This is a genomic window from Microcoleus sp. K4-B3, from assembly GCF_036704615.1.
In the GTDB taxonomy this organism is placed as follows: domain Bacteria; phylum Cyanobacteriota; class Cyanobacteriia; order Cyanobacteriales; family Microcoleaceae; genus Microcoleus.
In genome coordinates this window covers 21462-43864 of record NZ_JAUBSF010000008.1, presented here as the reverse complement: position 1 = coordinate 43864, position 22403 = coordinate 21462, and the positions used below count along the sequence as shown (strand labels likewise).

General features: G+C 45.0%; 22 protein-coding genes. 5 read left to right on the top strand and 17 right to left on the bottom strand.

Going from position 1 to position 22403, the window contains the following annotated elements; all coding sequences use genetic code 11:
* Positions 1 to 31: 31 nt before the first annotated feature.
* Entirely contained in the window at positions 32 to 811 is a 780-nt protein-coding gene (locus QUA78_RS06330) for an MBL fold metallo-hydrolase (protein ID WP_333304926.1), read from the bottom strand.
* A gap of 152 nt (positions 812 to 963) precedes the next feature.
* Between QUA78_RS06330 and thiD the strand changes: the two genes are divergently transcribed.
* Positions 964 to 1773 (top strand): bifunctional hydroxymethylpyrimidine kinase/phosphomethylpyrimidine kinase, encoded by an 810-nt coding sequence (gene thiD / locus QUA78_RS06325; protein ID WP_333398669.1) that lies wholly within the window; start codon positions 964 to 966, stop codon positions 1771 to 1773.
* Positions 1774 to 1899: 126 nt separating this feature from the next.
* Here the strand turns inward: thiD and dndE are convergent, their stop codons facing one another.
* Positions 1900 to 2301, bottom strand: a complete 402-nt coding sequence (gene dndE / locus QUA78_RS06320) for a DNA sulfur modification protein DndE (protein ID WP_190660605.1) — start codon at positions 2299 to 2301, stop codon at positions 1900 to 1902.
* Between the two features lie 266 nt (positions 2302 to 2567).
* On the bottom strand, positions 2568 to 4565 hold the full coding sequence (dndD, locus tag QUA78_RS06315) for a DNA sulfur modification protein DndD (RefSeq protein WP_333398667.1): 1998 nt from the start codon (positions 4563 to 4565) through the stop codon (positions 2568 to 2570).
* Positions 4566 to 4576: 11 nt separating this feature from the next.
* Between dndD and QUA78_RS06310 the strand changes: the two genes are divergently transcribed.
* Entirely contained in the window at positions 4577 to 4768 is a 192-nt protein-coding gene (locus QUA78_RS06310; RefSeq protein WP_333301921.1) for a hypothetical protein, read from the top strand.
* 49 nt (positions 4769 to 4817) lie between these two features.
* Here QUA78_RS06310 and QUA78_RS06305 read toward each other — a convergent pair whose 3' ends face one another.
* From QUA78_RS06305 to QUA78_RS06295, 3 genes are all read right to left on the bottom strand, one after another.
* The gene (locus tag QUA78_RS06305) at positions 4818 to 5381 is read right to left on the bottom strand and encodes a GxxExxY protein (protein WP_333301920.1); all 564 of its coding nucleotides are present in this window, start codon (positions 5379 to 5381) and stop codon (positions 4818 to 4820) included.
* Between the two features lie 130 nt (positions 5382 to 5511).
* A complete protein-coding gene (dndC, locus tag QUA78_RS06300) occupies positions 5512 to 7197 on the bottom strand; it encodes a DNA phosphorothioation system sulfurtransferase DndC (protein ID WP_333301919.1) in 1686 nt (561 codons plus the stop codon).
* Between the two features lie 116 nt (positions 7198 to 7313).
* Positions 7314 to 8192: an HNH endonuclease gene (locus QUA78_RS06295; protein WP_333301918.1), complete on the bottom strand. Its 879-nt coding sequence runs from the start codon at positions 8190 to 8192 to the stop codon at positions 7314 to 7316.
* 221 nt (positions 8193 to 8413) lie between these two features.
* Between QUA78_RS06295 and QUA78_RS06290 the strand changes: the two genes are divergently transcribed.
* Positions 8414 to 9025 (top strand): hypothetical protein, encoded by a 612-nt coding sequence (locus tag QUA78_RS06290; RefSeq protein WP_333301917.1) that lies wholly within the window; start codon positions 8414 to 8416, stop codon positions 9023 to 9025.
* 8 nt (positions 9026 to 9033) lie between these two features.
* Here the strand turns inward: QUA78_RS06290 and dndB are convergent, their stop codons facing one another.
* Complete coding sequence (gene dndB, locus QUA78_RS06285; RefSeq protein ID WP_333301916.1) at positions 9034 to 10170, bottom strand: DNA sulfur modification protein DndB; 1137 nt, start codon at positions 10168 to 10170, stop codon at positions 9034 to 9036.
* Between the two features lie 279 nt (positions 10171 to 10449).
* Between dndB and QUA78_RS06280 the strand changes: the two genes are divergently transcribed.
* Positions 10450 to 12042 (top strand): DGQHR domain-containing protein, encoded by a 1593-nt coding sequence (locus QUA78_RS06280; protein WP_333301915.1) that lies wholly within the window; start codon positions 10450 to 10452, stop codon positions 12040 to 12042.
* A 1-nt stretch (position 12043) separates the two neighbouring features.
* Positions 12044 to 12337: a hypothetical protein gene (locus QUA78_RS06275; protein ID WP_333301914.1), complete on the top strand. Its 294-nt coding sequence runs from the start codon at positions 12044 to 12046 to the stop codon at positions 12335 to 12337.
* A 2-nt stretch (positions 12338 to 12339) separates the two neighbouring features.
* Here the strand turns inward: QUA78_RS06275 and QUA78_RS06270 are convergent, their stop codons facing one another.
* The 10 genes from QUA78_RS06270 to QUA78_RS06225 all read right to left on the bottom strand — a co-directional run bounded on the left by QUA78_RS06270 (position 12340) and on the right by QUA78_RS06225 (position 22380).
* The gene (locus QUA78_RS06270) at positions 12340 to 14280 is read right to left on the bottom strand and encodes an alpha-amylase family glycosyl hydrolase (protein WP_333301913.1); all 1941 of its coding nucleotides are present in this window, start codon (positions 14278 to 14280) and stop codon (positions 12340 to 12342) included.
* 214 nt (positions 14281 to 14494) lie between these two features.
* Entirely contained in the window at positions 14495 to 14707 is a 213-nt protein-coding gene (locus QUA78_RS06265) for a hypothetical protein (RefSeq protein WP_333398665.1), read from the bottom strand.
* A 462-nt stretch (positions 14708 to 15169) separates the two neighbouring features.
* Complete coding sequence (locus QUA78_RS06260; protein WP_333301911.1) at positions 15170 to 16216, bottom strand: endonuclease/exonuclease/phosphatase family protein; 1047 nt, start codon at positions 16214 to 16216, stop codon at positions 15170 to 15172.
* Between the two features lie 10 nt (positions 16217 to 16226).
* Entirely contained in the window at positions 16227 to 16697 is a 471-nt protein-coding gene (locus QUA78_RS06255) for a DNA phosphorothioation-associated protein 4 (RefSeq protein WP_333301910.1), read from the bottom strand.
* A gap of 92 nt (positions 16698 to 16789) precedes the next feature.
* Positions 16790 to 17110: a nucleoside triphosphate pyrophosphohydrolase gene (locus tag QUA78_RS06250; protein WP_333301909.1), complete on the bottom strand. Its 321-nt coding sequence runs from the start codon at positions 17108 to 17110 to the stop codon at positions 16790 to 16792.
* Between the two features lie 12 nt (positions 17111 to 17122).
* Complete coding sequence (locus tag QUA78_RS06245; RefSeq protein ID WP_333301908.1) at positions 17123 to 17776, bottom strand: Uma2 family endonuclease; 654 nt, start codon at positions 17774 to 17776, stop codon at positions 17123 to 17125.
* A gap of 49 nt (positions 17777 to 17825) precedes the next feature.
* Positions 17826 to 18482: a Uma2 family endonuclease gene (locus QUA78_RS06240; protein ID WP_333301907.1), complete on the bottom strand. Its 657-nt coding sequence runs from the start codon at positions 18480 to 18482 to the stop codon at positions 17826 to 17828.
* Complete coding sequence (locus tag QUA78_RS06235; protein WP_333301906.1) at positions 18472 to 20535, bottom strand: AAA family ATPase; 2064 nt, start codon at positions 20533 to 20535, stop codon at positions 18472 to 18474. Before QUA78_RS06235 ends, QUA78_RS06240 begins: the two co-directional genes overlap by 11 nt.
* Positions 20532 to 20807 (bottom strand): hypothetical protein, encoded by a 276-nt coding sequence (locus tag QUA78_RS06230; protein WP_333213104.1) that lies wholly within the window; start codon positions 20805 to 20807, stop codon positions 20532 to 20534. The genes QUA78_RS06235 and QUA78_RS06230 overlap by 4 nt, the downstream gene beginning before the upstream one ends.
* Positions 20808 to 21009: 202 nt before the next feature.
* Positions 21010 to 22380 (bottom strand): DNA phosphorothioation system restriction enzyme, encoded by a 1371-nt coding sequence (locus tag QUA78_RS06225; protein WP_333301923.1) that lies wholly within the window; start codon positions 22378 to 22380, stop codon positions 21010 to 21012.
* Positions 22381 to 22403 lie beyond the last annotated feature (23 nt).

Here is a 22403-nt window from a genome sequence, read left to right as displayed (position 1 = left end):
AATCTCAAATCGAACATCTCCAATCGAAAATCTAAAATCTAAAATCTAAAATTTCTAGGGTTTGACCGGGATCGGGTTCGAGGAGTTGGGTGGAGAGTCCCGATTTTGCTAGTAAATCGCGAAATTCGGGGATGCTGCCGACCGATCGCACTAACATTGGTAAAATGCCTGTGGCTCGGATGTCTCCCGCCGCTGTAGGCAGAAAAAACCTAGGTTTGAGTGTTTGGGCGAGGCTGAGGGCTTGCGAAGGGCCGATGATGACTTGTCCGAGGAATGGGAAGATTTGACCGATGACTGGGGCGATGGCTACGTCTACTGTGTCTATTTTCTGTTTGACTTTTTCTAATGGCGGTAAGTGCGGTTCGTAATAAAGTGTCTCGCCGCTGGTTAAGTCTTTGAGCAAGTAGCCGTTTTCTTCCTGTCCCGGCTGGATTTCGGCTCCGGGTACGGCGGTAATTTGTAACTTTTCTTGATAATTAAATTCTTGCCAATTGGCTAAAGATGTGATATTAGTGTAGCCTAAACTGCTGAGGACTTTGGCTGCGGTGGGTGAGGCGATCGCGGGAATTGTGCGATCGAGCTGTTCGAGTGTTGGTCTGTGGCAGTGGTCGTCTAATCCTTGGGAAATCAGGATGAGGTCGATCGGCGGTAAGGTACTAGGAGTGAAGGCGACGGGGGTGTTGTGGTAGGCGGTGAACAGCCAGGGTTGACCGTAAAATACAAGGGGATCGACCAGCCAGGGATCGACGAGGATGGTTTGACCGGCGATGTGAAAGATCCAAGAGTTGAGGTCGATTCGGGTGAGTTTCACAGTTGTTTGCAATAATTCTTTACATTTGGTTTAATCATAGCTAATTTTGTTTGGGAATTTTAACCCCTTCGGAAGCACAGGCGGGACGCCCGTGCCACGATGAACCCAGATATTATTGGGATGTGTCTGTGTTTATCTGCGGTTGAAAAAAGATGATTAAATCGAAGATTCCTGTGGCTTTGACTGTGGCTGGATCTGACAGTGGCGGCGGGGCCGGGATTCAGGCGGATTTGCGGACTTTTGCGTTTCACTGCGTGCACGGTACGAGTGCTTTGACTTGCGTGACGGCTCAAAATACTTTGGGGGTGATGCGAGTTGATGCTTTGTCTGCGGAGGCTGTGGCGGCTCAAATTGAGGCGGTGGTTGGGGATATTGGGGTGGATGCTGTGAAGACTGGGATGCTGTTGAACCGGGAAATTATGGTGGCGGTGGCTTCGCAGATGGAGAGTTTAAAGATGGGGAATTTGGTTGTCGATCCGGTGATGGTTTCACGATCGGGCGATCGATTGATTGATGAGGGGGCGATCGCCTTTTTGCAGGATGTTTTGATTACAATGGCTGCTGTTGTGACTCCAAATCGCTTTGAAGCGACTATTTTGAGCGGTTTAGAGATTGATTCTGTAGATGATATGCGATCGGCGGCGCAGCAGATTTACCGTTTGGGCGCAAAGGCTGTTTTGGTGAAAGGCGGCGGGATGAAGGGAGATTTGCGGGGAATTGATGTTTGGTTTGACGGTACGCGGTTGGATGTGTTGAAGACTGAAAATGTTGATACTGGGAATACTCACGGGACTGGTTGTACTTTGAGTGCTGCGATCGCTGCTAATTTGGCTTTGGGGAAAGATTTGTTTACGGCGGTGACATTGGCTAAGGATTATGTTACTACTGCTCTCAAATATGCTTTGGATATTGGGGAAGGTCAAGGGCCAGTAGGTCATTTTTTCCCGCTTTTACTGAAGTAAGAAGTCATTGGTTATTGGTTATTGGTTATTGGTTATTTGTTATTTATTTGTTGCTCGCTTGGGCCTGCTAATAACCAATAACAACTGTCAACTGTCAACTGTCAACTGTCAACTGTCAACAATCAGTTAATTTCTTAATTTCTCTGGCGATAGGGCGATCGCCACCAAGTCTTCGATTTTCTTAATATTCGGATCGCCGGCCAAATAACCAATCCCTCGGTGCAAGTGCAGGCGAAACTGTTTCGCTAGAGTTTCTTTTTCTGTGCCTAAATTGTCTTGGTGACACCGCTGCTTGAGGGCAATTATCAAGATATCGGCCATGTCGCCGCCGAAGACATCCCAGCTTAATTCGACGTTGCTGTCGCTGGGAATTGGTACTGGGGATGGGATGCTGGGCTCCGCGAGCGATCGGCAAAATCCCCACCTGCATAAAATATTCCATTGATCGATTTTGGTCGATCGTTTCAGTTTTGATAGTTGGTCTTTGCCTGTTTGGGAGAGGCGGATGCGATCGACTGGTGGTTCCATGAGTTTGAGAGTGTTTGGTATATTGTAAAAAGTGTTAATATTCGGGAAGCAAAGCCTCTAGATAACTAGAAAAAATTAACAAATTTTTACACGGCGCGACTTGATAAAAAGGTTGTTTTTTGGTATTGTGATTGTAGTAGGATTTATCCTTAATAATGGGATGGTGGCAAAAATAAAATTTTCGCAACCATCCCATTATCCTATATATACTACCGCAACTCCCCAGCAAAGTCAAGGGGGTTGCGGCTATTTTTTGGAGCGAATTTTTATTCCCAGAAGTAACCTTTTTCGACGGTAGTTTGGTGTTTGGCAGAGTCGTATTTGAGGAGGTAGCTGTGGGCGATCGCCTCTAATTCTTGGAGTTTTTCGTATTCTACTTTTCTAATTTCCGTGTCGGTAGAAAGCAGGATGACTTGGTGGCTGGCCGAGGGGAAATAGCGTTCGACTAGGTTGTTTCTGTGGGAGGAGTCGAGGCGGCCCAAGGGAGTGTCGATCGCAACTGGCAATTGTCTCCCGGATACTCTAGCCAATCCCCACAAAAAGGCGATCGCCAGCAATTGTTTTTCCCCGGCTGAAAGTCGGTGTTTGGGTACCGGTTTGCCTTCTGGATCGTAAATGGAGAGGCTAAATGTTTGAGTGTCGATCGCAACTCTGTGTACGAGGTCGGTTTTGTGCAACAGGTAGCGAAAACAGTCGGTAATTTCTATTTCGAGTTTGTTGAGTTTTTTGAGGGTGAGTTTTTCTTTAAAGAGTTTCAGGGTGGCTTGGGCTTTGGCGATAGAAGCGATGACGTGTTGGCTGTTTCTGATAGTGATGTATTCGCTGCTGTAGTTTTCTAGTTCTTTTTGGTTTTTGGCTAATTCTCTCTCTAATTCATCGACGCGGCGGTTGGCTGATTCCAAGGCGGCGGCTGCGATAGCGACTGCTTTTTGGGCTTTCCTGACTTCTTCTTCTAGTTTTTCGTAGGCTTCGGGGGAAGCTGCGGCTGCGAGTTGTCTGTCTGTAAAGTCGATTTCTGCTTCGATGCTTTTGATTTCTTCTATTTGGTCGCGGGCTAGAATTTGCTGGGCTTTGATTTGGTAGCTAAGAAGGTTTTCTAGTTGCTGGATGCTGTTGTTGTCGGCGTTCATCCAGGGCGGGGCGTCTGTTCCGGCTTGCTGTTCGAGTTCTTGGTTTTCTTGGCGGATGAAGTCTTGAATTTTATCTAGCTGTTGGGGATTTAACGAGATTTCCGCGATATAGTTGAGAAGGCGATCGCTTCTTTGTTTGATAACATTTTGGGCAATCTTTGCTTGCTGCTGGCTGGCTTCGGTTTCTGCTTGAATTTTGGCTTCACTTAGCAAGGGCGAAATTAGGGCGAGTGGTAGCGTATTTGACGCCAATTCCATCATGGCTTGACGGGTTTTGTCTGCCTGATTTCTGTAGTCGTTTAGCTTGCTGTCTAGCTGACTGCGATCGGCGGCAATTTTTCCCCCTTCATAAATAAACTTTTCTGATGCTTGTTGCTGATTTTTTTGAGCTTTATCTACTTCGTTTTTAAAGCTGGCTTGTTCTTGCTTAGCTAACTCTATTTCATCAGTAATTTTCTTAAAAGTTTGTTCAATTTTCTCTAAAGCAGCCAAGTCTTTTTTGCCAGCAATTTCTTTCCGCTTGCGGCCGGCTAATATTTCTAAATCGACGGCGAGGCGTTCTGCTAATTCTAAACCTAAAAGAGATTTAATCGCCCCGACGACAAACTCTGGCGGTGTTTCGAGTTCTGCAAGTTCTTTTACTTGTTCGCCGTCAAACAAAAATAGGTTAGATATTCCGACGGGCAAAAGGGTTTCGATGTATTCGTCCCAGGTGTTAGTAATTGCTTTGTCCGACCACCAATCGCTGACAATCTCGCTGTATATGAGAATGCTTAAGGTGTCTTTGATGTCTAATTTTTTCCAGTATCTAACTATTTTGAATTGAGTTAATTTGTCGTCTTGGACTTGTTCAAATGTTAGTTCGACGCGGGTATCTTCTAATGGGGGAGTGTGGCGGTTGAGGCATTGATTGAGAAAGTCGCTATAGCTTAAATTGCCTCTGGTAGAACATTGGGCGCGGCCGCCGTAGAGGGCGAGGCGAATGGCGTCCATGAGGGTGGTTTTGCCGCCGCCATTCATGCCGCCAAATAAAATGACTGGGCAGGGATTTCCGTCTTTTTCGGGGCGGAGATTGATGGTTTGGGTGCCTGCATAGGGGCCGAAGTTTTTGAGGACGAGTTCGAGGAATTGCATTGTAGATGTAGATGTTGTTGGTTGGTGGGGGGGCGGTTAGCCACGGATTTGGTAGCGGATTTAACGGCTGGGTGGTTGGTGGGGGGACGGTTAGCAGCGGATTTAACGGCTGGGTGGTTGGTGGGGGGGCGATTAGCAGCGGATTTAACGGCTGGGTGGTTGGTGGGGGGCGATTAGCAGCGGATTTGGTAATCACCCACTAATCATCCGTTACATCCGTTACAAAATCCGTGGCTAACCGCCCCCCCCTTGCTACCAATCAATCACATCGGTTGAATCTTCCTCCTGCTTCTGGGGTCTAATGCTGGGAGGTAAGGGGAGTTCCGCATCTGTTTCTTCATAGGTTCCTGAACTTCCTCTTGTCCAACCCCTGCCACTTGTTTTCGGCGTCCACAAGTATGGTTGAATGTGTTTCTGCCAACCTTGTACAGATTTTGGTGGGAGGATGCGGTGATATTCTAATTTGCTGCGTCCAAAGTTTATAAATAAACCTACTTGCGCTCCTGTAGCTGCTACGTAAGCTATTATTTGAGCTTTATCTTTATCGGTCATTGGATAATTTACGGCTTTGTCCTCTACTACAATACCTTCATTCACCCAATGGTCTAGATAGAGGATTCCCATCCAAACTTCACCGTCGTAAAGTTGTCTGGGATACTCCATTTCTGTTGTTAAACCGGCTTCTATCATTTCTGCATCAAAGGCTCTTTGGTAATGTTTTTCTCTTAAACCTTTTTGCGTCCTCCGGTGTACTCTCATTGCACAGCAGATGATGCTGTATGTAAGCTCCTGATGGGGAATATTAGGATTAATCATGGTCGTAAAAATTTTGTAATTTAAACGATGAGGGTTGGGTAATAATGAGGTTAGTTGACAGCCTATTGTATCCGATAGCTCGGCGGGGTGGCTGTCAACAAGTTTGGGTTTAACCGCAGGCTAGCGCGTGCTAATCGCTAGGTTTTTCCTCTCCTGAATTTGGCGGTGAAAATTTGATGTCCGCCCAAGATAGCTGTCTGCTTTGATTGCTATTGCTTTCGAGTTCTTCTTTAAGTTTAGCAATATCAACGGTATCGTTTTTGGCGGAACTGTTGGTTTGGGCGATCGCATCTTTGAATTGCTGAATGTTTTCCGTCGGATTTGCTTTAATATCTTCCACCGCTTTTTTTAAATTGCGTTGATAGTGGGCGTTGCCAATCGCTTCTTCCTTCGATCGCGAACTGGTTTCAAAGCATTTGTCCAAATCGGCGTAAATGCCTGTACGGCGGGGCTTGGTGTAGTATTGGCGTTCTGTATCAAGGAGTTTTGCCATCAATTCGAGGTGCATTTTGTCCTCGCTGCAAATCTCTTCGATCGCAGCCCATTCGTCGCTACCGAGGAGTTTTCTTTCAGCGGCGGGACGGGAATCTTCAAAAGGTTCGCCCGTAACTTCTTCGTAAATCCGGGGCAAACTGTCGTCAAATTCGTGCTTTTCTTCCAGCCAAATGCGGCGGATTTCGCTAAGTTCTTCTGGGGTAATTAAGGTGATATCGCGCATTTCTAGGGGTGCGGTTTTGCGGATGTGGGTTTGTGCTTCCAAGACTCGTCTCAGCCAGTGTTCTCGCCAGAATTTGGTGTAGGGCCCTGGGATGGGTTCGACGGAGGTTGTGTCGTCGCCCATGTTGCGTTCAAACAGTTCTACTCTACCGTAGATGCGGCGGAAGTCTCTTTTTGGGTGATCGTCTGGAATGTCTAATTCGTTGCGAATATCAAGGAGAGGCTGCATCCATTCTTTTTCCTCATCGTTTTGAATCATTGCCTCCATTGATTTATCTTGGCTTACCATTGTGCAAACCCAGCAGCCAAAGCGAGAATTTCCACAACTAGGAGTAGAAGTATCAACAACTAAAGGACATTCATTGTCGGCTGTTGCACCTCGATACATAGTTAGCAAATCTTTATTGTTATTTCCCCAAGGATTATCCCACTGCATCAAGTAAAGCCACACTTCATCTGTTCGCCAGTCTTCAATGGGAAGGTAAATATAAGAGTTAGGGCGAGTGGGATTAGCATTAAGGCGTTCGCTTACCCGCCACTCCCTATGTTTAGCCATATTTGCGGCGCGTTTAACACTTTCAGCCTTGCGAGTACCTAGAACAAGAATTACCTCGCCGCTAGTTCTAATTATTTCACGAATAAAAGAACCTGTTGGTTGTATTTTTAATCGTTCCGTACACCATCTAAATCGGTTTCTCGGTGCTGGGTATCCTTTACCTATTAAGCACGCCCAAAAGGTATCTTGAACGGCTGGATAAGTTAAATGAGTTTCTATTGGCATTCCCTGTTCTTGGGCTGCAACTTTCATCCGTTTTAGAGAATTATGTACTCCAGCAGCTACTATAGGGTTTTCTACCAGTGTATCATTTGTTAAAACATGAATTTTTTTGTGGCGTTTCTCAATTGGCAACTCTGCAATCGCATACCAGACAAGCTGTAGGACTGCGGAACTATCTTTGCCGCCACTCCAACCGATTACAAGTGGGAGTTCATCTTGACAATAAAGCTCTTGAATTTCCTTTTTCAAAATTTCTATGTCTGCCATTAAATCGCTAATATTGCGGGGCGGAAATAGTGACATTTGTTGTAAATCATTCATTTTCTAGAACTCCGTTTTGATTTTAAAGTAAACACATTTTGGCGATGCCACTGAAGCGCATCTTTTCTCGGATAATATTGCTCTAAACTTGGCAAAAGAATCTGTTCTCCGTGAAACTATCTCATTAATCTAGGGTATGGTGAGTCCTCTTGTAGATCGCTAGCCACTATAATTTGATAACGATCGTCAACAGCAAACCATCCTCGGTCGAATGCCCAATGATGATTTTTACAGAGTGAGAGCCCATTATCTGGTCTATTATCATAAAACTCAGAGAATGGCTTGATATGTGCGCCATCTACAATACTTTGACTAAGCGAACGTGTAACTTTCAATCGACAAAAAGCACATCGGTAATCATACAAATGCACGACGGATTTACGGAAAATAGCCTCTCTAAACAAAGATTTTCGTAAATACACCTTTGGTTGTACCTCTGTATCACTAGATTCAATACTCTCTAATTCATTCCAGGTAGAATCTTGGAGAGACTGATTTATTGTTAAAACATCTTCTATCTGTTTTTGGCTTGAGGAAAACCAGGCAGATATCAGTATATCTATTAATTCTTTTTTGGCATTATAGTCTCGCAATAAATCAAATAATTCACCATCTATTTTCGCTCTTTCAACATCTCTTCTTAAAGAGTTGATGGTTTGAGGGCGTCCTCCCGTGTATTGTTCGCTAAATTCAACGTGCCAAAATTTAGGTTTCTTGTTTTTTAAATGAAAAAACGGAATAGCAAAATCAATCTCCTCAAAACTGTCAGAACTCAATACAGACCAGTATCTTTTGAAGGTGTTAACTAATTGATCGGAAACAGTAATATTGTTCTCATCAAGTAAGCCTTGTGTAATTAAATCAATTACAGACAGTAGGAGTATTGGCTGATTTAGAGCGTTACCTCCTTGTTTATTCTTGCCTACCTTAATCTGAGAAAAACAATTGCGATAGTACGCTAGATTTTTATTTTCGGACTCTTCTCCTGTAGTCATTTTCTCCTCCCGCTAGGATTAAATAAAATCGGATATGAAATTTTACACTATTGTCAACAGAGGGTTAAGCGCCACAAGGCAAAACCATAATGCAGAAACTAGACAATTTAAGCAGTGTCAGCAGACTAAAAATTAATTTTCTAGCCTAAACAGGAGATAATTATATCACTGTCCGCGTGCATCTGCGGTTAAAAAAATCATATTTCTCACCCAAATCAAATATGTCCTACAGCGACTTCAAAACCATCGACCAAGCCGTCTCAACCCTGGATCTAACCGTTGAAGACATTCCCCACTTATTCAGCCAAATTACCCCGATCGCACCTTCAGAACGCCTCAAACAAACTCTAGACGAAGCTTTAGACTTAGCCTCAAGTATCAGCACGGAAAAAGCTCGCTCGGAATTAATCCTCACTCCCATTCTACTCGAAATACGGCGCACTTTTAATAATAAAATTGGCTACTTTTCTGGCAACATATTTAACGTAGAAGAGAGCAAAGGATTAACCGGGGCTTGTGACTTTCTCCTCAGCGCATCGAGCAATCAATCATTGGTGACTGCCCCAGTTTTGACATTGGTGGAAGCAAAAGACAACGATATTAGAATAGGCTTGGGACAGTGTGCGGCTCAGATGGCAGCAGCTCAAATATTTAATGCCCGCAAAGGGCAAGAACAATCCGCAATTTATGGAGCAGTTTCAACTGGTACAAACTGGAAATTCCTAATTCTAGAAAATCAGTTGTTAAAAATTGATTTGACTGAATATTTTATTACTCAGCTAGACCAAATCTTGGGCATTCTTGCAGAACCGTTTCGACGCTATTTAAATTAAACTCACAGCTAGTTTTTAGTGTGGCACGGGCGTCCCGCCTGTGCTGCATCTGCGGTTTCCAAACCCAACCGATTTTTCAAATAATCAGTCATCCAACTAACACTCGCCCTCGATCGCGAAATCCCCCCTTTCAACAAAATCCCACCCTCCCAATCAGGATTAGAAATCGACCAATCAACCTGCCGCAAAAAGCTCAAACGTTCCTCCCAACTCTCAGGAAAAACCGATCGCAAAGCCGCCCCAACTTCTCCCAAACTCTCAAGCACAACACTGTGACAGTGTACGCAATCCCGGCGCATTTCCGCCGCCGCAACTTGCTTGTGCAGAACTAATTGCCAATCGGGAATAAAACTGCTAACTGCATTCCAATAACTAACCGCCAGTTGTATTTTTTGAGCAAGTTCTTCCTCTTTCTGTTCTTTTTTGGTGCGAGAACCGGAGGGTTTTGCCTGTTCGCTGCCGTGAATATTAGACAGCAAAGCCACGATCGCACGATCGATCGCACTCAGCGTAAACAATTTGTGCGATCGCCCGTTCAAACTCCCCCTCTCCATCTCCATCAAACACCGGAAAACCTCAACCTGCTTAACAACAGCCTTCACCACAAAAGCGCCATCGTCCCGGTGGTTGTAAAGTAGACTGAGTGACGCCTCCAAAGGAACTTGAAAACCGTTCAAATCAGCAAACATCTGCTGCGATTTTTCCAACCCAATATCGAGAAACAAAATCAGCGCCACCGTCTCATATCCCAACTGCGGATTTTCCCTCAAAGCCATCTCAAAAGCCGCCCGCCGATGCTGTCCGTCATTAATAGTAAACTTAGCATCCATCGGCACTCGCAAGCGACCGATTTTCCGTTCTTCGGCCTCATTTCCCACTGCTTCAAAAGTAATATCCGCATCAATCGAAGCAGCAATTGCCCCACAAGTATAATTTGTAGGATTCTTAACAAAATACTCAGCAATTTCGGGAATCCTAGCTTTGTTAAGCCCGCGTTTCGCCCGCATAGACGGCGGCAAATCTTCAGATTCAAAGGGAAACAATTTCGGCAAAAAACGCACCGGACACATCGACACGTAATATTCGCGGCCCGCTTGAATGCCCCGAATTACCGGCAAAATGTATTCAAAGGAAGGAGTAGACATATTTTAGAATGGGGCATGGGGCATGGGGCATGGGGCATTGGGAATGGGGCATGGGGCATTGGGAATGGGGCATGGGGCATTGGGAATGGGGCATGGGGCATGGGGCATGGGGCATGGGGCATTAATAGCTATTGACTTTTTGCAAATTTTATGGTATTACGGTGGGCTATTAGGGAATAAGTTAAGTATTTCACAATGTTTTTTTAAAAACAAGTGTTGACATAAACTTTAATATATGATATTTTTTGAAAAAATAGCCTAATTATATAAAAACCGCCAATGACTACCCACCCAGCGGATGACCTCGCTAGCAAAATATTAGAAAAAGAAAATAGCGACAGACAGGAAATCGCACTTTTATTAGATAATTATTTAGGAAAGGACGATCGCATTTTCGTACAAAAAACCCAGATGGGAAACAGCGAAGCATACATCGGTTCAGTAACCCTAGAATGGTTAGACTCTCGCGTCCGTTTCGCCTCGCAAATGCCGCTTTTCCGCCAAAAATTTGACCTCCAAACCAACAACATCGTCCGCGACGACGAAACCATTGACGAAATTATCCAGCGTCCCTTAGATTGGTCGCGCCAAGCCGCCCTAACTCAATATTTAGCAGCCCGAAAATCGCACAAATTCCCCGCAGTTTTAGTAGTCGTCAGTCCTCCGTGGGTAGACAATCCCCTAGCCGAGGAATGGGATAAAAATGGCGTAGCAACTAAATCTGCTGCTGAATTTACATCGTTTGATAAAAACGAGAACTTAGGGCTTTTGAATGTCTCTCAAAAAGTCTCAATTTTTGCCTTAGACGGCCAGCATCGGCTGATGGGAGTTCAAGGTTTAATGAGTTTGATTAAAACCGGAATCCTGCAAAGATACAACAAAAATAAAAAACCTGTCGGGGCTGCAATTACTCTCGAAGATTTAGCAGAAGAGTATCAAATCGACCCCGAAACAGTGTATAAATTAGCTCACGAAAAAATCGGGATTGAGTTTATCCCGGCGGCGGTAGCGGGGGAAACGCGACAGCAAGCACAACGGCGCGTGCGATCGATCTTTGTGCACGTTAACCTAATGGCGGTAACGCTGAGTCAGGGTCAGCTAGCATTATTGAACGAGGACAACGGATTTGCGATCGCAGCCCGAAAAATTGCCGTCACCCATCCCTTATTAAAAGAACAAGAAGACAGAAACCCCCGCGTCAATTGGGACAGCGCGACAGTCGCAGCAAAATCAACTGTCTTAACCACATTGCAAGCGCTGCAAGATATGTCTGAACGGTATTTAGAATACAAATTCCCTCATTGGAAGCCGGAACGAAAAGGTTTAATTCCCATGCGTCCCGAAGATGAAGAACTAAAAGAGGGAATTGAAGAGTTTAAAAAATTGTTCGATCATTTAGCAACTTTACCCAGCTATCAAAGAATTGAAAGCGGCGAAGAAACCGCCGAATTGCGCCGATTTAGTTTTGAAAAGCCAGGGGGTGAGGGAAATCTTTTGTTCCGTCCAGTCGGTCAAGTTGCTTTAGCTAATGCTTTGGGAATTCTAGTATTTAGAAAGAAACTTTCCCTGAAATCTATTTTCGACAAACTCCGCAGATTCGATGTCGATGAAGGATTTAGCCGCATGGACAATCCTGAGTCTGCGTGGTACGGGATTTTGTACGATCCGAACAAAAAGCGAATGCTAGTTTCTGGAAAGGATTTAGCGGCGAAGTTAATGGTCTATTTGGTCGCGGGAATTGAGGACGATATGGATCGGGCTCATTTGCGGCAAGCGGTTGCCCAAGCGAGGACTTTTGAGGATAAAGCTGTTAGTTTTAATGGCCGATTTGTGCAGCCGCAAGAAGTAGGATTGCCGCCGGTGCTGAGTTGATTTGGTCACCGCTTCGGAACTACAGGCGGGACGCCCGTGCCACGATGCACGCAGATGTTTTTTCACGATCGGCGATCGACTGCACATAGCTGCGCCAATTTATTGTTTTTCTCGTACTCTAGATTTGCGATCGCACTCTGACAAAGTTAATCGAGTCAGTGGACTAGAAACTGCACTGACTCGATCGCTCCTTTCGCCCATTCAAGATATGCGATCGCACGGCGTTGCAAAGTTGATTTGCTCAAGGTCATGTCACCGACTGGTTGATGCCGGCGATCGCACTACCTCAGCTTGACTTTAGGGATGATTCGTCAAAATCAAAAATTCGGATGCTGGAATCGGTTGGATTTCGACATAGGCAGTCCCATCTTGTCGCTGCACTGACACCGCCCGGCCCACCTGATGAGGACCCGTGTAACCCGGATTCCCTACTTGGGCCGTATTCAGAATTACTGTCATTGAACTCCCGATCGGGTTGAGATAGGCATCCACTAACACTCTCGCTCCTCGATTATCCGTTCCATGACTGTTTAGCACGCAAACCGCTTCTTCATCGTCTAAAACCCGTGACCAACCAATAATTTCTCCACTGAGTCCGCGATCGCCAAAGGGCAAGTTCAAGAAGGGAATCGCGGTTGGCCGCAAATACTGTCGTCCTAACCGCAGCACAGGGAACTTTTTGCGGAGTGCCACCATTGCCGCAATCCGAACATAGGCAGGGTGATTCGGATCGAAACAGTGAGCACCCGCTGTCCCAAACGGCCCAAAGCCGGGTAAGTTTTGATCGAAGGCTTGCAGTCCTGCTACTCCCGATTGCCGGGGATGCGAGGGGCCAAACATTGCTTCCCGCAAATAGCGATCGGATTTTTTCCAGTCGGGCAACCACTTGCGTTCAGATGGTTCTGGCCCCGCCAATGCCTGCTCGGTTCCCGCGTAAATGCAGGGAATCCCCAACGTGAACAGTTGCAATGCCACTCCCGCAATCACCTGATGATCCGATGCAGCTTCGCTGGAAAAGCGGATTTTTTCACCGAAGACATGATCGTGATCGTCCAAAATTGAAACATGACGCCGCCCGAGATTCCGGTGCGACCCCATTACAGCGTTCCCTGGCTCAAACCCGTTAAAGTAGGCTCTTGGGTCCATCAGCCCTTTGGCAACCTGGTTAAGATTTCCCCGCATCTCGCCGATATCCAACGCAGCATTTAAGTTTTGCCCTACTACATCCAGATAACGGTCTTCGTTATAGTCTCCGCCTGCGACTTCTCCTACCAAAAAGAAGTCACTCTTACCCAGATTGGCCGCAAACTCCTTAATCGCCCCGCAGAAATTTCGGGCTTGCTCGTAGGTAACGTGCTTGAGCGTATCAATCCGAAAGCCATCGCAGTCTGTCAGTGCAATCCAATATTTATAACATCGGGCTAAGTTATCTAAGAGATGGGGATAGTCCAACTGAAAATCTCGCAGCGTAATGAAATCCGAACGCCGGAATTCGGCATTGGGATCATCGAGATCCCCCCGCCCTAAATCGCCCTTTCCGGCACGAGTATAGCAATCTGGTTCCTGGAGTTCGATCGGCCAAACTCCTTCCGCGTCCGTTTGAGGTTGCCCCGCAATGGGTTGTCCACGATCGCCTACCCACGACCCAAACTGATACCAACCAGGTGTATAGGGTGGTTCCCATTCTCCCCCAGGGGTACCAGGAGCATAAAACCAGTTAGATCCTGAATGGTTAAAAATGATATCCAGGATAATGCGTAGCCCCTTTTCGTGCGCTTGGGCGACCAAACTGAGCAAATCTTGGCGAGTCCCAAAGCGAGGATCGACTTCTAGAAAATCTTGAATGCCGTAACCGTGATAGCTATCCAAGTGACCCCGTTGCTGAAAGATTGGCCCTACCCAGATTGTCGTCACGCCTAGTTGCTTGAGATAATCCAGTTTTGACTCTAATCCTTTGAGCGTCCCGCCCTGCCAGCGATCGCCTCCGGATTCTGCCCACTTGTCAAATTGCCAAGACTGTCCATTTGGCAGATTAGGTCGGGCCTGATTGAGTTGCTGCCGATTAAGTAGAGGGCGTGTGTCTTCCTGACCATCGCTAAAGCGATCGGGTAAGAGAAAATAGAGGACTTCATTTCTCCAATCGGCAGAGGATGGAAAGTAACTCTCACGTCGGGGTAAAAAAAAGTCTTTTAAACTATCTGGGCGCTTCTTGGTGAGATTCTGATCCGCAAATGTCATAGGAATTTCCTCAAGATTGATGAATGCTATTGCGGGCGTGAAACTTCTCTATTTTCCAACGAAGACTACTTTGTCATCCAGTCCCCGTTGGCGGGCGGTCGCCTCCTGGCAAAGTCGATCGGCTCAATGTCATTGAGCCTCCTGTGTGGTTCTGGCGATCGTGTTTTGTCCTCCAAAGAAGCGATCGCCCCATCTTACACGATAGGTTGAAGCTTTATAATAACGTTGCTATAAAATAATGGGTCATCCGTTCTTTTTCTTTATTGCTGAGGTCTGTGCGAATCAGAGTTAAGGCTTGTTTTTCAGTTTCATTCAGCTTCTTGACACCCGCTTCGTAGCGATCGAGCGATTCTTTTTCAATGGTCAGAGCATAGCCCCTTGACTGTCTGCCCATTTCTGACACTCTCAATTCAATGTAGTCTGACATCCTCGCAGCTTCTACTGCTTGCAATGCTTCCTCCAAGTTCTTACGAACTGTTTGCGATGTACTATAGACACCGAGCGCTAGTCCTGCAATTAATGCGAATGGCCCGCTCGTAGCCAAGTAGCATTCTGCCTCTGAGTTGAAAGTTGTTCAACATAGATAGATTTGAGCCAAAATTTGACTTCAATCAATAGCTACACTTCGGTAGGAAACGATCGATGGCGGGTGACGCCATCGATCGTTTCCTACTCAACTTCTTCATCTAAACCTCCCAGGAAACCCGCGCTTTGTTTCACTGCGTAGGGGGTCTTCTGCGAGTAGGGGTCTATAATACTCGTTACCAAATTCTGCACTGGTAGATTTAAATTATACCATTATGTACTGTGGGTATTACCCTGATTAGTGGAGTTTTCCGAGAGCGGGCGATCGATCTTAAGTTTGGTTGATGCTGTTGCTTATACCGCTTCATTTTAACAAAATTAATTCTGCTGCTACAGGCAAATGATCGGACTCGGTTGCCTCAAACACCGAACTCGATTTAGCACCCCAATGCTTTGAATACCAAATATAATCAATCCGGAAAACCGGATAATTTAATCTCCAATTCGACCTTTTTACCAAGAATTTAAGTTCCCAACCGTGAGGCCAGGTAAAACCAAACCCCCATCCCGATTTTCGGAAAGCATCTTGCATGACTTTCTGCACCCTGTCATAGTCTTGAGTTTCGTCTGTCATATTAAAATCGCCCGCGACAATTACTGGCAGAGTTTCTCGCTCAACTCGCTGCACTAAGTCTTGAATTTCAGGCGATCGTTTGTCATATTTGTAAACGGGAATTTTGAGAAAACGCAATTTTTTAGATATCTTCAACCATGGCCCGGTAGCTTGCATATTGTAAATCACTACTTCTTGTCCGTTAAATTTAATAATTGCCCGCTGCTGCGTTTCTGGATGGCTGGCTAAGTGCAGTATTTCGCTAGATACAATCGGATATTTACTGAGAATCCCTACAGGGGGAGTGCCAATTTGATAGGGGTAGTCTGCTTTTAACCAGGTGAAAGCTCTTTCGGTATGTTTCCTAACGATTTCTTGTAAAAAGATAATATCGGGTTTTTGCTGCTGAATCAGTTTAAATAAAGTAGGTGACTGAGTTTTATGCCAACTGAGGTTATGGGATAAAACTTTGATGCTGGGCTGCGAGTCTGTGATGTTAATGCGTGCGGGAGAAAAGTATTTGACGTGCAGCCAACTTATTAGGAGAAGGCAGGCGATCGCAGAAATAATAGTGAACCATCTTTTTTTGATAATTAACAATCCGATGATGGGAAGCAGGAAAGTAGGGAAGAAAATTAAGGGGATAAAAGTGCTAATTAAGGCAATAATTCCTATTCGATCCCAAAAGATTAGTTTGAGAAGGAAATAGCAGATAATAAATGCTGAGTAACTGTAAGCAAGAAATTTTGCAGATTCCTTTAAGCATCTCTTGATTATATCTTTTGGGATGTGCTTCATTTGGAATCTATTAAAATAAAAATTTGCTTAAATCGAATTCTTCATTTGACCGATGTTGGTTGTCTCTTTCAGAAATCAAAACCAACAACAGGCGATCGGTATAATCCGCCGCGCCCCGCAACTCTTCGCGCAAAATTTCCAGTCCGCCATTAGCATATTCTTCAAAAATTTGCAAGCGTTCTGCTTCCAATTGTTCGTCGAGATGGGAGAGAATTTGAGGATTTTTGGTTTCGGCGATCGCAATTAATTTAATCGCCATATCGTAACCCCTCGATACAAAAATATCAACATCTATCGCACCCGGTTCTCGTTTAGAAATTTCCCCCAAAGGCGATCGTTTTTTTCGCTGTTTTCCCAAGGATGCGGCGAAAGCGATGACATCGGCGTAAGTCTGAAATGGCGCGGAGTTGTTATCCGATAAAGTTAAGGATTTGACTAACTCCGCTTTATCTTTAGCAATTCTAATTTTGTTAGCAGCCATTGGGATTAATATGTAATTTTTAACTGAGTAATTTGATTGATAGAGTAACCGCAGATTAGAGGCAGATAAACACAGATTAACGCAGATAATTTTCAGAATGTCCGCAACAACATAATTTTTTGTGCAAAACCTCCTCTTGCTTCCCGCCGCTTCATTTGTTCCGCCAAAAGTCGATCGCCCGAAATGCCAAAACTCGCCATCACCGCATCTATTACCTCATACAAATCCGCCAATTCCGCCACCAAATCTTGCTCGTGGGCGGAGGCCGCTTCCCCCGCTTCTTCAATCAATTTCTGCCGCAAAGCTTGACGGTATTCTGCATCCGACAAAATTACAACCTCGCATTCATTCCCACTTTGGCGAATAATTTCAGGAATGCGATCGCGCACCAACTTATGATACTCTTTTTCCACGTCAAACTCCCTTCAACCTTGACTAAAAGTTTGAATCAACCAGCGATTAATTTCCCCATCATCTTCTGTTTGACTCCGGTTCAAAGCTTCCTCAATTAACGCTATTTCTAAGCCAGGTAAAACCAGTGAATTTTGAATTGTCCCACTCCCTCCCGCACTAATAGCAAAGGCAAATACTGCATTCGTATTTGCATTAGCTGCCCAATATTCTTGGACTTCCGAATGTTCGTAAATTAAACGCTTTACTCCCAAATCATCTGCACTAGAAGATGCTCCTATTTCCACCACTAAAGCTGGAGGTGCAAACCCATTCAAATTAATGGGCGTATTCGTGCGAGGAGGTAATTCAAAATCTGCACCTATATAATAAGACAAATCAGGTTGAAATTCCCGAATACCTGTTTTGCGAAAAATGGCATTAATTAACTCCACTATTCGGATATTTCTACAAGCAGTATAAAAATTTACAACTCTCGAAACTACTGAATTATGACGACTGTGCAATGGCCCTACTGGTGACATTTCTACCCTCATGTGTTCTTGATAGTAATAAAAATTGCCCTTTTCCCATGCTGAATCCTCAGCAAAATTCAGAAATTCTTCCCACGTCGCTTTCACCCAAATATCCGTTTCCAAAACCTGCGTAATTGCCGAATTAGAAGTCATAATCCACCTCTACAATTTCTGTATATTCAAATTCCACGTCAAACTCCATTCAACCTTGACTAAAAGTTTGAATCAACCAGCGATTAATTTCCCCATCATCTTGCGTTTGACTCCGATTCAAAGCTTCCTCAACTAAGGCGATTTCCAGCCCCGGTAAAACCCGCGACTCTTGAATTCTCCCGCTACCTCCGCCATTAATCGCAAACGCAAAAACCTCCCGCGTGTTTGCACGTTCAACCCAATATTCACTAATTCCTGCATTTTCGTAAAGCAACCGCTTACTGCCTAAATCATCGTTAAAAGAAGATGCACCAATTTCTATTACCAAATTAGGCGGATCGTATTCATCCAAATCAACAGGTGAATTGCTGTCATTAGGAGGAACTCTCAAATCTGAACCGATGTAGTAAGCTAAATCAGGTTGAAACTCGCGAATACCTGCTTTCCTAAAACTGGCATTAGCAAATTGAACTACTCGGATATTTCTCAATGTAGCAAACAGAATAACTACATACGGGATGATTGAATTATGACGCGCGTGCAATGGCCCTACTGGTGACATTTCTACCCTCATGTTTCCTTGATAGTAATAAAACTTGCCCTTTTCCCATGCTGAATCCTCAGCAAAATTCAGAAACTCTTCCCACGTCGCCTTCACCCAAATATCCGTTTCCAAAACCTGCGTAATTGCCGAATTAGAAGCCATAATCCACCTCTACAATTTCTGTATATTCAAATTCATTCGGACTGCGCCTAACTAAAGGATAGCGCGTCCCGCCCAGTTCGATCGCATCTTCTTCACAATCAGCTTTCGGAGAATTGTATACCAGCACGTATTCCCTACCGGTGCAACTTTCCATTTCTTGAGCAACTTCTCCGCGCCACTGAGTTTTCGTTACCAAAACTACCAATTGATTCGCCAACTTTGGCAGCTTATTCGCGATTTGCTTGCGATAAATCTCGTCCAAACTCCCAAAGGGAGAATCCATCACAATTGGAAACGTACTGCTATCCGGGCCCATCAAAGTATTCTTTTGACTCCACTCACGCACACCCTCAATAATTCCGCCGATAAACGATAAACTGAGAATTTGATTTTCTCCTGTAGAAGCGGCAACCAAAGATTCTTTACCCGACGTATTTTCTACTAGCGTTAGTTCGTATTTATCGCTCAACTTAGGGATATAAGGAGTAAAAGAAATTTGACTGAAAATATCTTGCACCCGCTTTTCCAACTGAGAACAAAACTGTTTTTCTAAGCGCGATCGCACTTCAGTTAGGCGATCGATCGCATCCTGAGTCGCAGCAATCCGGCGCTGAGCTAATACTTGCCTTTGCTCGTTCAGTTGCTGCTTGTCGATTTGCTTGTCCAGATTCGCGATCGACGCATTCAAACTCTCAATCTGCTGCTGATTAGAGCCTGTTTCCCGGTGCAAATCGCCAATTTTTGCCTCAATTTCATCCAAGCGCTTTTGCAAGCGGCTGACATCGCCGTCAGGAAAATTTCGCAGCTTGTTGTGAATATCGTCTAGCTGATTTTCCACCCGAGAAAGTTCGGTTCTGTCACGGCTGATATTGCCTTGCTGTCGGTCAATTTCCTCCCAAAAATCAGCCACTTGCCTGTCAATTTCATTTACCCGATCGCTAATCCGAATAGTTGTTTCTTCCACATCGCCAACACCTGCCTTATCCATCCAACCGCTAACCTGTTGGTGAGATTCAGAACCCTCCACTAATTCCGCACCGCAGATACACCGCTGCTGCGCTAATAACTCTTCCAAAAACGGTCGCTGAATCCCCGAAAGCAACTCGCCTTTTTCTCGTAAACCCCCGACAATCACTTCAAATTCAGCCGCCGCATCTGACAGAAATACCGCGTAACCGCGCATAGATATTGAGCGTTTTAGAGCATCTGTAGCTTGTGAAATTTGTTGCTTAAATAAATGGCGCTGCTTTTCCAATTCGTCTCGCAAATTTTGCAATTCGGCGGCACCGCCCAGTAGCAGCAAATCACCGTTAACTGCTTTTCTTAACTCGCCTTGATGAATCAATTCTTGCTCAAGTTCTAATTTTGTTTGCGAAAATTGTTCTGCCTCTTTTTGAGATTTTTGCTTCTCTTTCAAAAGTTTTTTAATTTCGGAACTGCCAATCATTCTTAAATCTGTTTCTAGAGACTTTCTGGCATCTCCCAAATGTCTAATCGAGCGATTCAGCACCTCTACTCCCAGCAATTCCTTAGTAGCTTCAGCAATTTCTGCTTTCTTATCGTGGCGGACAATTTGCTCGATTCGCTCCCCGTCAAAAAAGAAATATTGATGCAAACTTTCCGGCAAAATTCGTCCGATAATATCATCAGGATGCTGGGGCGGTAGCATCCAGCGGCCGTCATCTTTTGCTACCTGCATAAACAATTCGCCTTTGCTGTGTTCGACACTATTTTGACTTTTGTAAGCATGGCAACTGCGCCTTACTTGGTAGCGCTTGCTGTCGTGTTCAAACACGATTTCCACCCAACAAGGTACTCGTTTGCCCAGTTTTGCTTCCGCAATAGCGCGTTTATTTACTGATTGTTCTTCCGTAAAACCCGCGCTCAGATTTCCGTAAAGTCCCCAAGTAAAGGCATTCATCAAAGCTGTTTTTCCAGCACCGTTATTGCCGTGAATCACTGTAATGTTTTGCGCGCCCCAGGCTAGCTTAATTTCGGGTGTTTGGCCGAAAAACTGCCGGAAATTGCACAGACTAATTGAAATCAGCTTCATACAATTGCTTCCTTAATAACTTTCAAAATGTCATCGCTAATATAGCGGGGAGCCCTCATGTACAGTTTATCTTTTTCAATTTCTAATACCCGTTCGATAATTTGTCTGACTTCGGGCGGCGCGCTAGTAATTGGTTCCTGTACGTCGCTCAATTCCTGATGAGTTTGATAAGAAGAACGATTTTCTGCTAAAATACTTGTCGGTACGGCTGCGATCGCACTATCTTCATATCTAAATGCCATAATCAAATTTTCATTCAGATTTTCAGTCATATTTTTTTGCAAAGATTAAAATATACAGGGCCTAGGCTCATGGGCGAGAAACCCAGTTTCTACGAGTTTTGCGAACAGTCACGAGAAATCTACAAAGAAACCTGGTTTCTGAAGTCTGGGTGCGATCGCGAACTAAACTAGCAACTAAAACTGCGATCAAATAATTCTATATTCTCAAACATAAACCGAACCTTAATAAATGTCAAATGTCTAATAGTCCGTAACGCCTCTGAAGTTGCAGCAATTTCACTCTAGCTTCCCCAGCATTGTCGGCTAAATCGGCAAATTCCAAGAACCGCTTCAACTCTTTTCGCAGCAAATTGCGCTCGACTTCTAAGGTTTCCCTGCCCAAATCTGGAGGCAAAACTATCATGTCAAATAAAGTTGCCCTTTCCTTCCCCGGATGCGGCCGCAAAATCCGTCCTCGGCGCTGAATAAACTGGCGCGGATTGCTGCTGCTTGCTAAAATTACAGCATTGCGAATTGCTGGAATATCAACGCCTTCATCCAAACACCGAATCGCTACCAAACCTTGCAATTCTCCACTCTCAAATTGCTGGCGCAAGCGTTCTCTTTCTGCTAAAGGAGTCGCCGCCGTATAAGTGTTAACTCGGTAGCCTAATTCGGAACCCAATAACTTCGCGGTTTCTGTTAGTTGGCGGTGGTTATTTCGGCGCGCACCTCCTTCGATCGCACCGTCGCCGCAGTAAAATAAAGTGTGGGCTGTGTCGAGACGGTGAATCATTAGTTCTCGCAAAGCTGTTAATTTATTAGCCGCCGCTCCAATTAACCTAGCTCGCTGCATTAATAAAGTCGTTAAAGCATCATTTTCTTCTACTTTTTCATCGCCCCAAAGCGCCCAGCCAATCTTTTGAGTTAAGCGGGAATATTTGCGGGTTTCGGATTCGGTCAATTCTACTAAAATTGGATAGTATAAATAATGTACTAATGCTTTTTGGCGGATGGCGTCGGCTAAGGTAAGTTCTGGCTGCAAAACAGGACCGAAATAATCTAAAATAGCTTCGGTTCCTTGTTCGTCGAAATGCCTTTCTGGGGTGGCGGAAAGGGCAAGTCGCAGTCCAATATTGCGAGGCAAACTTTCTCCTAAACGGGGCGCGCCTAAATTGTGAACTTCGTCTCCAATAATCAGGGTTTTTTCTGGGAAATAGCGCAGTTGCGATTGCAAACTATCTCCCATTAAGGTAGCATTAGTAGTGATGATTGTAAGAAATGCCCGTGAAGCGCAGCTATCCCGTAGGGAATCGCCAGATCGCACTTCATACAAACCCGCAGCCAGCTTATTTTGCCAACTGCGGGCGCTATCAAAAGCCAAAATAGGTTTTAAACCAAATTTCTCCGATTCGCGCGCCCACTGATTCACCAGGTGGCAGTAAGGGCAAATTACGAGCAGGACTTGCAGGTTAATTTTATTGTATAATTCAGTGGCGATCGCCAGCGCAGTAATCGTCTTGCCGCTACCCGTCGCCATCTTCAGCGTACCGCGTCCCTGATTCGCAAACCAATTAGCAACCGCCACTCGCTGATACTGTCGCAATTGCAGCGATGGCGGCATTTTCGGAAATCCAAATTGCGAAT

Excerpts from the sequence above, each read along its gene's own strand:
- thiD (WP_333398669.1), top strand. The coding sequence starts at position 964 with ATGATTAAATCGAAGATTCCTGTGGCTTTGACTGTGGCTGGATCTGAC.
- dndE (WP_190660605.1), bottom strand. The coding sequence starts at position 2,301 with ATGGAACCACCAGTCGATCGCATCCGCCTCTCCCAAACAGGCAAAGAC.
- dndD (WP_333398667.1), bottom strand. The coding sequence starts at position 4,565 with ATGCAATTCCTCGAACTCGTCCTCAAAAACTTCGGCCCCTATGCAGGC.
- QUA78_RS06310 (WP_333301921.1), top strand. The coding sequence starts at position 4,577 with ATGTTGTTGGTTGGTGGGGGGGCGGTTAGCCACGGATTTGGTAGCGGA.
- QUA78_RS06305 (WP_333301920.1), bottom strand. The coding sequence starts at position 5,381 with ATGATTAATCCTAATATTCCCCATCAGGAGCTTACATACAGCATCATC.
- dndC (WP_333301919.1), bottom strand. The coding sequence starts at position 7,197 with ATGAATGATTTACAACAAATGTCACTATTTCCGCCCCGCAATATTAGC.
- QUA78_RS06295 (WP_333301918.1), bottom strand. The coding sequence starts at position 8,192 with ATGACTACAGGAGAAGAGTCCGAAAATAAAAATCTAGCGTACTATCGC.
- QUA78_RS06290 (WP_333301917.1), top strand. The coding sequence starts at position 8,414 with ATGTCCTACAGCGACTTCAAAACCATCGACCAAGCCGTCTCAACCCTG.
- dndB (WP_333301916.1), bottom strand. The coding sequence starts at position 10,170 with ATGTCTACTCCTTCCTTTGAATACATTTTGCCGGTAATTCGGGGCATT.
- QUA78_RS06280 (WP_333301915.1), top strand. The coding sequence starts at position 10,450 with ATGACTACCCACCCAGCGGATGACCTCGCTAGCAAAATATTAGAAAAA.
- QUA78_RS06270 (WP_333301913.1), bottom strand. The coding sequence starts at position 14,280 with ATGACATTTGCGGATCAGAATCTCACCAAGAAGCGCCCAGATAGTTTA.
- QUA78_RS06265 (WP_333398665.1), bottom strand. The coding sequence starts at position 14,707 with ATGTCAGACTACATTGAATTGAGAGTGTCAGAAATGGGCAGACAGTCA.
- QUA78_RS06260 (WP_333301911.1), bottom strand. The coding sequence starts at position 16,216 with ATGAAGCACATCCCAAAAGATATAATCAAGAGATGCTTAAAGGAATCT.
- QUA78_RS06255 (WP_333301910.1), bottom strand. The coding sequence starts at position 16,697 with ATGGCTGCTAACAAAATTAGAATTGCTAAAGATAAAGCGGAGTTAGTC.
- QUA78_RS06245 (WP_333301908.1), bottom strand. The coding sequence starts at position 17,776 with ATGACTTCTAATTCGGCAATTACGCAGGTTTTGGAAACGGATATTTGG.
- QUA78_RS06240 (WP_333301907.1), bottom strand. The coding sequence starts at position 18,482 with ATGGCTTCTAATTCGGCAATTACGCAGGTTTTGGAAACGGATATTTGG.
- QUA78_RS06235 (WP_333301906.1), bottom strand. The coding sequence starts at position 20,535 with ATGAAGCTGATTTCAATTAGTCTGTGCAATTTCCGGCAGTTTTTCGGC.
- QUA78_RS06230 (WP_333213104.1), bottom strand. The coding sequence starts at position 20,807 with ATGACTGAAAATCTGAATGAAAATTTGATTATGGCATTTAGATATGAA.
- QUA78_RS06225 (WP_333301923.1), bottom strand. The coding sequence starts at position 22,380 with ATGCCGCCATCGCTGCAATTGCGACAGTATCAGCGAGTGGCGGTTGCT.